Genomic DNA, 13,415 nt, shown 5'->3' on the forward strand with positions numbered 1-13,415 from the left:
CTCCAATTGACAACGGACAATTGACAATGGACAATTGCTGAGTAATCTTGCACGTCATCTGTACTTTCCATCTCAAACTCGATCGATTGTAATGCTCGAAACGCTGCCTGCCAATCTAAAGTCTGTGTCTCTAAAGTATGCCTCTAGATGGACCGTTCGACAATGGTGCGCGATTGTCATCGGATTCGGACTTCTCGTTCGCAGCATTCAATATTTTTCCAATCGCTCTTTATGGGCGGATGAATCGGTTTTAGCCCTCAATATTGTTAACCGCTCCTACTCGGAACTGCTCCAACCCCTCGATTACGATCAAGCCGCCCCCATTGGTTTTTTGATGGTGCAGAAGCTGGCAGTTCAACTCTTCGGAAATAACGAATACGCTTTGCGACTGTTTCCGTTTATCGGCAGTATTTTGGCGTTTGGTTTGTTTTATCGGTTTGCCATTCGCTTTTTATCTAGAAATGCAATTATTATTAGTCTTCTACTGTTTACAACCTTAGAATATTTAGTCTATTACGCATCAGAAGTAAAGCAATATTCAACAGATGTTACAGTTGGCTTATTAGCGGGCTGTCTCTTTATTCAAATTCTCGATCGCCCCCTGAATTTAGCTCGATTTATTGCCTATGCCCTCATCGGCAGTACGGCAATCTGGTTTTCTCACCCGGCAGTCTTTAGCTTAGCGGGTTTTGGGACGATCGCCCTGTATCTCGCCTGGAAAAATCGGCAAACTCAAAAAGCGATCGCCTTGGGTTCGATTTATTTGAGCTGGGCAACGAGTTTCCTGATTTTTTATCAGCTTTCTATCACATTTATTAGCGGTAATAAAAACTTACGCACCCATTGGAAATCTGCTTTTCCCGACTCGTGGTTTGACTTTAATTGGTTACTCGAAAGAATCAACAAGTTTTTTGGTAACCCCCTCGGTTTTCACGAAGGGATACTCGTTGATGTGGCGCTCGTCATCTTCGCCATTGGCTGTTTTGCCCTGTGGAGGCGAAACCGATTTGCGTTAAGCGTTTTACTCGTTACCCCAGCTTGTACCCTTCTGGCTGCCTACTTACAGCGCTATCCTTTCCGATATCGCCTGTTGCTATTTCTCACCCCATTTGTAATTTGTATTATCGCCGAAGGGATTGTTTACCTTTGGGAGAAATCGCGTTCGAAACCTAAGTGGGTGCAGGTTCTGGCAGGAATTGCTATTGCCGCCATTCTGCTCCCGCCCCTATTCGATACCAGTCGCCTGCTAATTTCCCCCCTGCGGCGCGAAGAAATCGTTCCCGTTATCGAACACGTTAAAGCCAACCAACAGGAAGGCGATCGCTTGTATATTTTTCAGCGGGGGATTTATCAATTTAAATATTATGCCCCCAAATACGGCTATCAACCCGGCGATTATATTATCGGCGTGGAAGATTTAAGCGATGGGGAAGAAGTCACTCCCGCTGAATGGCAGCGATATCAGGAAGACTTCGATCGCCTGCGAGGCAACCCCCGAGTTTGGGTGTTATTTTCCCACGTCGATGGCGTTCCCGAAGAAAAAGAAACCGTTGTCAACTATTTCAAAACCATTGGCAAAGAACTCGACTTTTTCGAACGTCCCGGCGCGTTTGTTTACCTCTACGATCTCACTTAATTTGGGGAATGGGGTGAGGGGGGAGAGAATTAAAAATTAAAAATGGGGAAGGGATAGGGAGTTGAGCGTCACCACTAACCCATTAGTCAATTGTCAATTCATTCTCCTCTTGCCTCCCCTGCTCCCAAAGCCCCCGAAGCCCCCAAAACTTCCCCATGCTGCATCCGAAGTGGATAAAATTCTTCTGTATCTTTCTCCTTGGGTTGGGGATTCTACTGCGATTCACCAATCTGGGGCTGAAATTCTACTGGGCGGATGAAGTTCGTACCTCCATGCGCGTGTCTGGGTATACAGAAACTCAGGTCATCGAGCAAGTGTATACCGATCGCCCGATCGCTGCCCCAACCCTGCAAGCCTATCACTTTCCCACAAAGGAAACAGACTTCGGCGATACCCTAGCCGCCCTCAAATCCCATCCCGAACACCCACCCCTGTACTACACCCTGACGCGATATTGGGTGCAGTTTGGGATGGGCTGGTTCGACGATTCCGTTACCGTCACCCGCAGTTTATCCGCCCTCATTTCCCTGTTGGTGTTTCCTTGCCTGTACTGGTTTTGTCGGGAACTGTTCGAGTCGTCGATGGTTGCCTGGATGTCGATCGCCATTTTTGCCATCTCTCCCTTGCATCTTCTCTACGCCTACGAAGCCCGACAATACAGCCTGTGGACGGTGGCCATTTTACTCTCGAATGCCACCCTGTTGCGGGCGATGCGTCTCAGTCGAAAGGGGGAAACCGGGCAACAATCCGTCCTAGCTTGGGGATTATACGGCTTTTCTGTGGCGTTAGGGTGCTATTCTCACCTCTTTTTCGTACTGGTAGCGATCGCCCAAGGGATTTACGTTCTCCTCCTCGAACGCGCCCGACTCAAGGCGATCGTTATTCCTTATCTTGCCAGTGCCGTAGCCGGATTGGTGGTGTTTAGCCCGTGGATTTGGGTAATTATTACCAACACCGGTCAAATTAGTCGAGTCATCTCGGAAGGGACATCGGAACTATCGATCGATTTTCTGATTAATCGCTGGTTTCGCAATATCAACCGCGTCTTTTTCAATACGGATTTAACCAGCTTCAACTTCATCCTCACGTTCTTCGCCTTCTACACCCTGTATTTTGTCCTGCGTCGCGCCCCCAAATCCGTTTGGTTGCTGTTTGTGGCGATTATCGGTGTCAACGCCCTCTCGATTATGCTGCCCGATGCGATTTTAGGCGGCAGGCGATCGTCGGGGGTGCGTTATCTCTTTCCCAGCTACATCCACATTCAAATTCTCGTCGCCTATTGCTTCACCACCCAAATGACCCGCCTCAAAACCTGGAAGCAGCAAATTTGGCAGTTTGGGGCGATCGCCATTCTCGTGGCTGGGGCAGTAGCTTGTATCACCGAATCTCAAGAAGAAATTACCTGGAGTAAAAGCAACGACAAAGCCGAATATTACATTCCCGCAGCCGAGGTCATTTCAACATACGAACGTCCCCTCGTCCTCAGCGATGCGCCTCCGATTCAAATTCTCACCCTCAGTTACCGCCTCTCTCCCCAAGTTCACCTCATCCTATCGGAGCAACCCAACCCCCCTCAAATTCCCGACGGCTTCGAACCGATCTTACTTTTGAACCCATCCCCCGCCTGGAAAGCCGCCGTTCGCAGTACGCCCAACTGGCAACTAGAAACCCTGGTGGAACGGCGCGAGGAACCCGAACACGAGTTGAAACTCTATCGATTGAACCGGGGATGAGTGAGGGTAGGGAGATGGGGTGTGGGGTTTAAGGGGAAGAGCGTTAGGCAATCGGTAGTGGTTCGATTCTTGCAGGCTCGAACTCTGTAACCTTCATCTGGTAATCCATACCGGTGCCCAATGGATACTGAACCTCGCGCCGAAGCTTATTTCAACCGGGGCAACGTTTACATTTCCCAGGGGGATTACAACAGGGCAATCGCCAATTACGATCGCGCCATCGAGATCGACCCAGATTCGAGTCTCACATACGGCAATCGCGCCATCGCCTACGTTCGCCAGCGAAACTACCGAGGGGCGATCGCCTATAACAATCGTGCCGCTCTCTTTGCCCTTCAAGGTGACAAACAAGGAGCCTGCCAAGACTTAGAGCAAGCCGCCCAACTGCTGTTAGAGCGGGGAAATACCGCCCAGTCCGACCTCATTCTCGATAAGATAGACCGTTTGCGATGTTAAAACGAAATCGATAAGGACGCTAAAGTTTATTGAAGTTTTCTGTCCAAATACTGACATCCTCTCGATCGCCAACCCAGAATTAAGAAGAAAGCTATTAGCCGGTTGATATTCACCGGTCGCACAAAATTGCCAAACTTTGTAAGTAGACTGAGGTAGGGTTTATGATGACTCAAGATTGGATGGAAGGATTGTGGACTGTCGCCCTTGTGGCTGCATTTAGCGCAGTTTACTGTCCTTTGCTGTGCTGGCTGCTTGCCTCTCGCACCACCCAGGCGTAGCGCACAAACGATTCATTTTCATGGAGAGCCTCATTGCCATTGGCCGTGAGGTTTATTTGTGGATCTTGTAGATTCGAGATGTTGGATTTTCAACATTCGAGAAACAGAAGATATATCGCCCTCAACGAGCGCATCCTATCAATCCGACGGTTCGAGAAATACCCCAATGTGGCGAAACTTCTGGTAGCGCAAGTCTCGGCGCTGAGAGTCGGTCATGGCGCATAGGACTTCCAACTCTTCCACGAGAGCGGTTTTGAGAATTTCGGCTGCTTTGATGGGCTTTGAGTGAGCCGCGCCACTAGGTTCGGGGACGATGCGATCGAGGATGCCAAAATTTTTCAAATCCCAAGCGGTAATTTTCAGAGCTTCCGCCGCTTGGGGGGCTTTACCCGCATCCTTCCACAAAATTGCCGCACAGGCTTCTGGAGTGGCGACGGTATAGACGGCGTGTTCGAGCATCATCAACCGATCTCCCACACCAATTCCCAGGGCGCCTCCAGAACCCCCTTCACCGATCACCGTACAAATAATCGGCACGTCCAGACGAAACATCTCCCGCAGATTATAGGCGATCGCCTCTCCCTGACCTTGATGTTCCGCTTCTAAACCCGCCCATGCTCCTGGGGTATCGATAAAGGTGATAATCGGCATTCCGAAACGGTTGGCGTGTTCCATCAACCGCATTGCCTTGCGATATCCTCCTGGAGAAGCCATCCCGAAGTTTCGGGCAACGTTATCTTTCGTATCGCGACCCTTTTGATGTCCCAACATCACCACCGGTCTGCCTTCTAGAGATGCGACTCCCCCCACCAAGGCCGGATCGTCGGAACCACCGCGATCGCCGTGTAATTCGAGCCATTCATCGCTAATTGCCTGAATGTAATCGAGGGTACTCGGTCGGCGGGGATGGCGAGCCAGTTGCAACCGTTGACCGGGGGACAGACTGCGAAAAATTTCTTGCCGCAATTGAGCGGCCCGTTCCTCAAGTTGGCGAATTTGCTCGGAAACATCAATCCCATCGCTACTTTCTTGCGCTAAGTTGCGAATCTGCTCGATCCGATTTTCTAACTCCACCAGGGGTTTTTCAAAATCGAGCAATAGGGGTTGGCGATTTTTCGACTGAGTCATGGTAGGGAACTTGAGGAGGCTTACGGGGCGATCGCTCGCGTGTGGGGTGAATGGAGACCCCACGTCTTCCAGGAGCAAAGATGTAGGGAGGAGGAGGCTTTAACGTCGCTAGGCTTTCACAAAGGATAAGAGCGGTTTAAACCCGTGTTTGAGCGAAACCTGACCGATTTTCTCCATTTTCTCCACCGTAATCTGGTTCCGTCCCCACGAAAAATTCGTGTACCACTTCTCAAATTCCAGCAGCATGGATTCGGCAAAGCATGCAAATAATTGACGGGCGGGTACTTCCATATTGACGATTTTCATAATCCGCCAATCGATATCCAGGGAATGCTCGACAATTCCACCACCGAGGACGTGAACGTCGGGATGCTTGACTTTCATTCCTAAATTTTTAGGATAGCCGCCGTCGATGAGCAAACAAGGTTTTTTGAGGGTATTGGGATCGATTTCCACGCCTTTGGGCATACTGGCAACCCAAACCACGATATCCGCTTCCGGGAGAGCCTCGTTGAGATCCATAATCTTGCCGCGACCCAATTCCGCTTGCAGGTTGTTGAGCCGTTCGCGATCGCGCGCCACCAGCAGCAGTTCGGCCACTGGGGTGCGCTCGGACAGCCACCGACACACCGCAGAACCAATATCTCCCGTGGCACCGCAGACTGCAACAGTTGCCTTTGCCAAATCGATACCCAATTTAGGCGCGGCCTGTTCGACTTGACGGCTGATGATATAGGCCGTGTGAGTGTTCCCCGTGGTAAAACGCTCGAATTCTAGCTTGATATTGCGAATCTTGCCGAGGCGCTGCAAGCTAAAATTCTCGAACACGATCGAAGAAAAGCCACCCAATGCCGTAATATTAATTCCGTGTTTCTGGGCATAGGCCATGGCGTTGAGGACTTTGCGAGTTGCGGCCTTAATCCGACGGTTAGCCAGCATTTCGGGTAAAAAACAAGATTCGACGTATTTCCCGTGGATTTGCTGACCTGTGATGCTGGTGACGGTAATTTCGTCGACCACCAGGGGAGGCGCACTACACCAAAAGTCCAGTCCTTGACCGATATACTCTGGATAACCTAGCTCTTTAGCAACAAAGTAGGCGTGTTCGAGGCTAGTAGGGTGACCGATAAGACCAAACATAATTTCAAGATTCAGGGTTTAAAGCTATCAAATTGGGATGGCGCGGGGAACGAATGGTTGCGGTTCGCTATCCCAATTCGACAGGTTAATTAGGCTGCTTTCAATCCGTAGGCGGACATGCGCATGATGTCGCGGGTGGTAAATCCAATATTGCTGAGGGCTTCGCCGTAAGCAATCATGAAGTCTTCGATGAGTTCTTCTTTTTCCATCTCCAGAATCTTCGCATCTTCCGTCACTTGGTTGAGCATTTTCCAAACGATCGGTAAGTTTTCGCGGTTGGCTTCTTCGAGTTCTGCTTTGGATTCTTCAAAGTGCTCTTTGAGCCAAACTTCCCCGAAGTTGAGGTGCATGTACTCGTCTTTGACAACTCCTTCGGTAATTTTACGGGCGAAGGGATCGGCAACGGGGATGTAGATGTTGTAGGCTGCGATCGCAAAACACTCGATAATTAGGGATTGAATCAGCAGGCAGGTCACCACTTTTCCCTCGGCTGCAGCTGTTTGGAAATTACCGTGCAGTGGGGCAAAATATTCGCGGGCAAATTCCATGTCAGGGGTGACACTTAGGTTGCGACCGCAAGCTTGGAAGCCTTTTTTATGTCGGTTTTCCATTTTGGAGAGCTTGACCAGCTCTGCCTGGGAGTCGGGTAAAAGCTCGCCCAAGCGAATATAATTCTCGTGAGCTTCCTGTTCCCCTTCAATCACGATGGCATTGATGCGGCTGTAAGCGTCTTTATAAGTTTCGCTTTGATAGTCGATGGCTGGAACGGCTTCAAGCTGAGGCATAAGTACTAATCTCCAATCTCCTCATTATTAAATTAGGATGGTAGTAGACTGAATCTTGGGATTTCTAAAGTCCAAGGGTTCACAGTGGTATAAAAAGCCACTACAACTTCCTTACTTTACAGGTTTTAGTTGGTATTTGACTACATTCGTCCCGATGTAATTCTAGAATTATCGCTCTCTATGTCTTCTGAGAGACCCGATCGAAAACACCACCTCGACTCGATTGCCGCAAACGGTCAAACCCAGACCCAGAAATGGGCTCGCGCGACAATTTCCTCTTCAAGCAGCACGATCGTTGCCCTCATTGGAGCTGCGATCGTACTGCTACCACTGGCAGTCGTTGCCCTCACTTCTTTGTCCCCAGCGGCGACTCTATCGGATTGGAATTGGCAAGAAACGGGACTTACTCTCAAGAATTACGATCGGGCTTGGCATCAAGGGGGTTTTCTTTTAGCTTTTGCCAATTCAACATTAGTTGCATTAGCGGTCACGGGCTGTCAGATCGTGACTTCGGCTCTCGCGGGATATGCTTTAGCTCGATTAAAATTTCGGGGTCGCCAAGCTATTTTATCTATCGTTCTGGCGACTTTAATCGTTCCCTTTCAGCTGTTGGTTATCCCCATCTTTTTAGTACTCAAATGGGGACATTTACTCAACACTTACGGCGCGCTAATTCTACCCACAGCAGTGAACGGGTTTGGTATTTTCTTATTGCGGCAATATTTCCTCACCATTCCTACCGAACTAGAAGAAGCTGCAACCCTCGATGGTGCCACTCGAACGCAAATTTTATGGCAGGTCATTCTTCCTTTATCTCGTCCGGCACTAGCAACCCTATTTCTGTTTGCATTCGTGGGAGAATGGAACGATTTATTTAAGCCTCTTGTTTTTACCACCCGCCCGGAGCTAACAACGGTACAACTTGCTTTAGCGGGTTTTCAAGAGCAGTTTACCAACGATTGGCCCCTGTTAATGGCGGCGGTCGCCATTTCCACGATTCCGATTGTCGTCCTATTTTTACTCGGACAGCGTCAGTTCGTGCGCGGAATTGCCACCACCGGCATTAAAAATTGAATCTCAAAAATTGAATGTCGATATCTCGTCGAGAGATTCTCGGGTTGGCATTTATCCAACGCTTGAAACTAACACCGCTACGCCGACGAAAGCAACGGCCAAAACCAGTCCGCCAACAAGTAGGATGGTTGTATTTCGCTTCTGAGTTGGCGTCGCTGGCTCGGCTCGATACATTTTCGGTTCTACGGCAAAGTTGTTCAAGCGACCGCCATCTTCAGTGGTATAGGGCATTTAGTTATCCTCTGTTGTGAAAATTTTGAAATAATATTAACAGGGATGACATCAAATTCTTAAAACGATCGCAAACTGTTACTAATCGTTATACATTTCTCATTCAAGATGACGGATGAGTTGTGAGGGTTTTGAGATTTCAGAGAGTTTCGAGATAATCGAGCAGATCTGCCATCGTCTCGGCACTGGGATGAAACTGAGGCATGGGAGGGGTTTTGCCGCTCGTCACCTGTTCGATCAGACTCGATTGAGACTTGCGCTCGGAGATTCCCCGCAGGCTCGGTCCGACATGACCGTCTGCTTGGCTGCCGTGACATCCAGCACAGTTCATCAAGAAGATCGCATGACCTTGAATCGGATCGCCTTCTAGAGAAAGTACCCGCTGAATATAAGGGTCGTCAGACATTCTCCAATGGGCGATCCCCAAGATCGCCACCAGAACCGCCAGTAGAATCCCCAAGGCTTGCAAGGCGACTCTCTGAATGCGGACATCGAGATCGGGTTCGGTAAACTGATGATTCAAAGGACTAAAGTTAAGAAAACGGATGTAAAATTAGTTTTCCTTTAATATAAAGTAACCTTTACCCAACAGCCAATAGCTATTGGCGAACAGTTAAGCTTGTGTACTGCTTGTGGCGGGGTGCAGAGTTTTAGGGTGGGCGGGCATTGGTGAACGGTTAAGAAAACTTGTCGTTTGTCAAGCCTCATATTTAGTATTGTTCCTCGATCGCCCGCCCGAAAAATCGCTGTAGACTAAAATTAAAATCGCTGTAGACTAGGGGTCTAGAGTCCAATGCTGCTATGACTGAAGAACAGCCTCAAGATACCCGCTCTCCCAGCCAAAATCTTTCTGATGCGGCCGCCGCCGAATTGCTCCAACAGCTCCGACAGAAGCAAGGAAATTGGATCGACTGGGGAAAAGCCTGTCATGCCTTGCAAAAAGCAGGCTACGATCCCAAAGTCATTTTTGAAGAAACGGGATTTGAGGGGGTGGTGCAAAATCAAATCATCGTCGCGGCTCAAGTGTACGAAAATATTGCCAGAGCAGAGGTCTCCCCGACAGTACTCGCATTCTGTGCCGGACCCAAATCCGACGTCTTATACGAGTTTCGCATCCTCAACCAACAGCAACGCGCGGCAGCAGCCGAACTCGCTGCCGAAAAAAATATCGATGTGGATGGCGCGCATTTACTCGCCCGGGCCATGAAAGATTTCGCCCGCCTCTCGATGCCTCCGGAAGGGTTTTCCAACTGCCCCGGCGATATCGTCGCCTACGTTTCCTGGAAACAAGCGCGGCAAAAAAAAGACCTCCAAGAGCGTTCTCGCCTAATCGCTCAGGGTCTGAAGTTCGCTCATACCCAAATGGCACGGGAACAAATCGAGCGCTTGCTGAGCGATTTTACCGTCGAACCCACCCGCAAAGCACCGGTTTTACCCACGTATCGCATCGACGCGGAAGAACAGCTGCCGCGCATCATCCCCGTTGCTGGTTCGATGCCCTTGAGTCGAGATCGCATCGAAGCCGTACCCACCGTCGAGGAAGCAGAACCCTTTCGGATCGTTACCGGCAGTGGTTCGTGGGTTCCCCTTCCCGGTTGGCAAGCGATCTTGCGGGCACAAGATCCGGTGGCAATCTCCAGCCGGAGCGATCGCCTACCAAATTTTCCCATTCATCAATTAGAAGAAGTCATCGTCGTTATCGATCGAAACATTCAAACCTGGGATATCAATAGCTATTTCCTCGTTGAATCGGGGGATGAGGTGGAAGTGGCGTGGTTTGAAGAAACCCCCAATACGACTATTCTCGGTCAAGTGATTATGGTGCTGCGTCCCAAACGGATCTTAGACGAAAGTAATATCATCTCCCCCTGGCAAATGGATGACTGAGAGATGGGTTGTGGGGGGTTAGAATGACGCGGGGACGCGGGGACGCGGTGAGGGGGAAGAGCGTCGCAACTAACCCAATTGTCTATTGTCCATTGCCTCCTCCTCTGCCTCCAAAGCTCCCGAAGCTCCCCGATCTCTCCAGTGAGGGGGCGATCGATCGCCATCTGTCAGGAACCCAATCAGGTGATAATGGTATGGTGGAGATCGGTAGCCATCAAAATGCGCGATCGCCTCGCTTTTCCAAACGGTCAAACCATCGGCTCGATTCTGCAATTCAGTTGCGGAAAATAGGGTGTGGGTTCGCACGCAGATGGTCGGAAGACTGGAAAAATTAGCAAAATTTTCGAGCCCAAGGGTGCACGCTCGATCGCCCGCAGGAGAGGGTTGTTGGGTTTGACTGACTGAGTCATCTCTGGCAACAAAGCGATCGCAAATTGCGTCTAGAGCTGAATCATCCATGCGATGTGCAACTTTGAGCCAAGCCATGTGGTGAGCGAACAGACCATATCCCCCTTTCCCCTTGGCCCAAATCCAGTGACCCCGCTTTGTCAGGTTTTGGATAATTAAGTTGCACGTGGCGCGATCGTCGATCTCTCGGTTCTAGGAGTCGATCGCCTTGGCTCGACCCATTGTGGCAAGAGTTAAGATCGATCCGAGTGCGACAGTTAAGAGCGCTCAAATCTCGATCGCATTGCACCACACCGTGCTGAGTTAGTTAACCTATGAGGCGCTATAGCCAGATTCTAATTTCCATGACTTGCTTAGCTTTCGGCACGGCACCGGTATGTGCCGCCGAGTTACAGCATCCGATTCCCATGGAACGATTTTCTCTCAATTCATCGACCCGATCGAATACTATCGCGCTGCTGACGTTGGCCCAAGTCAATCCCAGCGAGTCCTCTGACGCCGACGAGTCCTCCAACGCCTCAAATCCCCTGACAGCTTCCGAGCGATCGAAATTGATGTGGTGGCTGGCAGGGGTCGCCGGTGTGGTGGTTCTGGCGACAGGTTTTCTCTATTTATTTCTCAAAATTTCTCGTCCGGGAGCGATGACCGACGAATCCCCCGATGAGTTCCCCGAGGCGGCAACCGATCGAAAACTCGCTGCGATCGCCCATCCTACAGCCCGCCACTCCCAACTTTCCCAGATATCCCCCACAAGCGATCGTCAAGACACAGTGGTCGAAGTCGATCTCCCTTCCGAAGAGCTACCCACCCATCGCAATGGCATGAATAATGGCTGTGTTCCTCACGAACCGGTGGAGAGTCTGCTGAAGCTCGAGGAAACCACCCCCCTTGCCAAAATTAATATCGTCGATGCCCTGATTCAAGACTTGCAAAATCCCGATCCGGCTAAGCGGCGCAAAGCCATCTGGGAATTGGGACAGCGGGGAGATTCGCGAGCCATTCAGCCATTGGTGGATTTGATGCTCGATTCGGACTCCAGTCAGCGCAGTCTAATTTTAGCCGTACTCTCAGAGATTGGCACCCGCACCCTCAAACCCATGAATCGAGCTTTAGCGGTTTCTCTCCAAGATGATAGTCCCGATGTGCGCAAAAATGCGATTCGCGATTTGACGCGGATCTACGATGTGGTGGCTCAAATGAGTCAATTATTGAACCATGCCATCGATGATTCCGATCGCGAGGTAAGCGATACTGCCCAGTGGGCTCTTTCACAACTCAATCGCATCCGTGCCTTGGGAGGGCGAAGCGATTTGCCCAGTTTACCCCACGCCAGTCATCCTTCGGAAAATACCTCGGGCTTCGATTGACTCCCCATCGTTGATTCGATATTTATTCGGCAATTGTCCGGAAATTCGATCGGTGCTTCTGAGGGTATCTTTAAGCAAATCAGCAATATAAAAATTGTTATTGTTCGATTTGAAAATTATTTGTGTTTTTTCGTGAAAATTGTCAATTTTTAAGACTCATTCAATCAACTCATATAGCGTTTCTCGAATGTATGAGGTATGGAAAATCCCCCTAAATTCCCCTTCCTTCATAAGGGGGTCTGAAGATTTACAATCAGCCCTCACGGATTTGATAACCGCTATATAAAGCAAGAATTATTTTTGCTTTATGACATAAATAACGTCCAAGCTTGATTGATTTTTTTCTGTTTTAAATTGAGTAAACCTCAACTTGAATTAGGTTTGTCGTATTTGTGTAATTTTTGTGTGCTAGCAATGCCCGAGCGAGTTGTCACAGCACCGGAACGACCGCTGATAGAAGGTCCAACCAGACAACTTTAGTCGCTTTAATTCAACTCCAAACGCAGCACAATCGTACATCGATCCCTCCAATTTTGGAGCATGACTTGACATGGAAAAATTCTCAGTTTTACTCGAACTTCTCAAAGATCGCGATCGATTTTTAGAAGAGATTCGAGATCGGGTGAATATCGAACAAAAAATTTTAGCTCTTCTAATTGCCAGTTCCCTTGGCTTTTGCCTCTACGGTTTGATTATTGGCGCCTCTCAAAGTGGATTGCAAGCTCTTGCTTCTGGTATGAAGTTACCGTCTTTATATTTGGTAACGTTACTCATTTGTTTGCCAACTCTATTCTTTTTTCACGTCATTGCCGGTTCGAGAATGGCATTCAGTCAATATTTACTGATAGCTCTGAGTGCTGTTTCGGTCATTAGCGTGTTGATGGTTGGTTTTGCACCGGTTACCTTATTTTTCCTAATTACCGTCAACGACTACCTTTTCTTCGTCTTGCTCAATGTCGTCATTTTTGCGATCGCCAGTTTAGTCGGAGTTCACATTCTCTATAAAGGGATCCGATTTTTGACGCGCGAAGATATTGTGGGGTCGGGATTGCAAACGAAAATTCTTCCGTTGTGGTTGGGTTTGTATGGATTTGTCGGTAGTCAAATGGGATGGGTGTTACGTCCGTTCTTTGGCACACCAGACCAACCGTTTGCCCTGTTTCGAGAACGAGAAGGCAACTTCTATCTATCTGTTCTTCACACCATTGGAAACCTCTTGGGTTGGTATTAAATTTTCACCAATGGACAATGATGAGATTGTTTTTCTGTGCTCATTCCCCCAATCTTTCGTT

At 49.2% G+C, this 13,415-nt stretch carries 13 protein-coding genes; 7 read left to right on the forward strand and 6 right to left on the reverse strand.

Features of this window, described 5'->3' with window-relative positions:
- The first annotated feature begins 91 nt into the window (after positions 1-91).
- The 3 genes from AC2215_RS09475 (at position 92) to AC2215_RS09485 (ending at position 3,825) form a co-directional block, all read left to right on the forward strand.
- Positions 92-1,636, forward strand: a complete 1,545-nt coding sequence (locus AC2215_RS09475; protein WP_486809738.1) for a glycosyltransferase family 39 protein — start codon at positions 92-94, stop codon at positions 1,634-1,636.
- A gap of 155 nt (positions 1,637-1,791) precedes the next feature.
- Positions 1,792-3,369, forward strand: a complete 1,578-nt coding sequence (locus AC2215_RS09480) for a glycosyltransferase family 39 protein (RefSeq protein ID WP_486809739.1) — start codon at positions 1,792-1,794, stop codon at positions 3,367-3,369.
- Between the two features lie 120 nt (positions 3,370-3,489).
- Entirely contained in the window at positions 3,490-3,825 is a 336-nt protein-coding gene (locus AC2215_RS09485; RefSeq protein ID WP_486809740.1) for a tetratricopeptide repeat protein, read from the forward strand.
- A 416-nt stretch (positions 3,826-4,241) separates the two neighbouring features.
- Here AC2215_RS09485 and accA read toward each other — a convergent pair whose 3' ends face one another.
- From accA to AC2215_RS09500, 3 genes are all read right to left on the reverse strand, one after another.
- Positions 4,242-5,231: an acetyl-CoA carboxylase carboxyl transferase subunit alpha gene (accA, locus tag AC2215_RS09490; protein ID WP_486809741.1), complete on the reverse strand. Its 990-nt coding sequence runs from the start codon at positions 5,229-5,231 to the stop codon at positions 4,242-4,244.
- Positions 5,232-5,339: 108 nt separating this feature from the next.
- Complete coding sequence (locus AC2215_RS09495; protein ID WP_486809742.1) at positions 5,340-6,371, reverse strand: long-chain acyl-[acyl-carrier-protein] reductase; 1,032 nt, start codon at positions 6,369-6,371, stop codon at positions 5,340-5,342.
- 89 nt (positions 6,372-6,460) lie between these two features.
- The gene (locus AC2215_RS09500; protein ID WP_486809743.1) at positions 6,461-7,156 is read right to left on the reverse strand and encodes an aldehyde oxygenase (deformylating); all 696 of its coding nucleotides are present in this window, start codon (positions 7,154-7,156) and stop codon (positions 6,461-6,463) included.
- A 180-nt stretch (positions 7,157-7,336) separates the two neighbouring features.
- On the opposite strand from AC2215_RS09500, the gene AC2215_RS09505 reads away from it, so the two are divergent.
- Positions 7,337-8,230, forward strand: a complete 894-nt coding sequence (locus AC2215_RS09505; RefSeq protein ID WP_486809744.1) for a carbohydrate ABC transporter permease — start codon at positions 7,337-7,339, stop codon at positions 8,228-8,230.
- Positions 8,231-8,281: 51 nt separating this feature from the next.
- Here AC2215_RS09505 and psb34 read toward each other — a convergent pair whose 3' ends face one another.
- Complete coding sequence (gene psb34 / locus AC2215_RS09510) at positions 8,282-8,461, reverse strand: photosystem II assembly protein Psb34 (protein ID WP_486809745.1); 180 nt, start codon at positions 8,459-8,461, stop codon at positions 8,282-8,284.
- A gap of 139 nt (positions 8,462-8,600) precedes the next feature.
- On the reverse strand, positions 8,601-8,984 hold the full coding sequence (locus AC2215_RS09515; protein ID WP_486809746.1) for a c-type cytochrome: 384 nt from the start codon (positions 8,982-8,984) through the stop codon (positions 8,601-8,603).
- Between the two features lie 278 nt (positions 8,985-9,262).
- Between AC2215_RS09515 and AC2215_RS09520 the strand changes: the two genes are divergently transcribed.
- On the forward strand, positions 9,263-10,348 hold the full coding sequence (locus AC2215_RS09520) for a RuBisCO accumulation factor 1 (RefSeq protein WP_486809747.1): 1,086 nt from the start codon (positions 9,263-9,265) through the stop codon (positions 10,346-10,348).
- Between the two features lie 69 nt (positions 10,349-10,417).
- On the opposite strand, the gene AC2215_RS09525 is transcribed toward AC2215_RS09520, so the two are convergent.
- Positions 10,418-10,834, reverse strand: a complete 417-nt coding sequence (locus tag AC2215_RS09525) for a hypothetical protein (protein WP_486809748.1) — start codon at positions 10,832-10,834, stop codon at positions 10,418-10,420.
- Positions 10,835-11,100: 266 nt separating this feature from the next.
- On the opposite strand from AC2215_RS09525, the gene AC2215_RS09530 reads away from it, so the two are divergent.
- Together AC2215_RS09530 and AC2215_RS09535 are read left to right on the forward strand one after the other, a co-directional pair.
- Positions 11,101-12,123, forward strand: coding sequence for a HEAT repeat domain-containing protein (locus AC2215_RS09530; RefSeq protein WP_486809749.1), 1,023 nt, complete (start codon positions 11,101-11,103; stop codon positions 12,121-12,123).
- Between the two features lie 550 nt (positions 12,124-12,673).
- Entirely contained in the window at positions 12,674-13,354 is a 681-nt protein-coding gene (locus tag AC2215_RS09535) for an actin-binding WH2 domain-containing protein (RefSeq protein WP_486809750.1), read from the forward strand.
- Positions 13,355-13,415 lie beyond the last annotated feature (61 nt).

This window comes from Zarconia sp., from assembly GCF_057467645.1.

Coding starts and splice junctions, on each gene's coding strand:
- AC2215_RS09500 (WP_486809743.1), bottom strand. CDS start 7,156: ATGCCTCAGCTTGAAGCCGTTCCAGCCATCGACTATCAAAGCGAAACT.
- AC2215_RS09475 (WP_486809738.1), top strand. CDS start 92: ATGCTCGAAACGCTGCCTGCCAATCTAAAGTCTGTGTCTCTAAAGTAT.
- AC2215_RS09525 (WP_486809748.1), bottom strand. CDS start 10,834: ATGGCTTGGCTCAAAGTTGCACATCGCATGGATGATTCAGCTCTAGAC.
- AC2215_RS09520 (WP_486809747.1), top strand. CDS start 9,263: ATGACTGAAGAACAGCCTCAAGATACCCGCTCTCCCAGCCAAAATCTT.
- AC2215_RS09535 (WP_486809750.1), top strand. CDS start 12,674: ATGGAAAAATTCTCAGTTTTACTCGAACTTCTCAAAGATCGCGATCGA.
- AC2215_RS09480 (WP_486809739.1), top strand. CDS start 1,792: ATGCTGCATCCGAAGTGGATAAAATTCTTCTGTATCTTTCTCCTTGGG.
- AC2215_RS09530 (WP_486809749.1), top strand. CDS start 11,101: ATGACTTGCTTAGCTTTCGGCACGGCACCGGTATGTGCCGCCGAGTTA.
- AC2215_RS09505 (WP_486809744.1), top strand. CDS start 7,337: ATGTCTTCTGAGAGACCCGATCGAAAACACCACCTCGACTCGATTGCC.
- AC2215_RS09495 (WP_486809742.1), bottom strand. CDS start 6,371: ATGTTTGGTCTTATCGGTCACCCTACTAGCCTCGAACACGCCTACTTT.
- AC2215_RS09485 (WP_486809740.1), top strand. CDS start 3,490: ATGGATACTGAACCTCGCGCCGAAGCTTATTTCAACCGGGGCAACGTT.
- accA (WP_486809741.1), bottom strand. CDS start 5,231: ATGACTCAGTCGAAAAATCGCCAACCCCTATTGCTCGATTTTGAAAAA.
- psb34 (WP_486809745.1), bottom strand. CDS start 8,461: ATGCCCTATACCACTGAAGATGGCGGTCGCTTGAACAACTTTGCCGTA.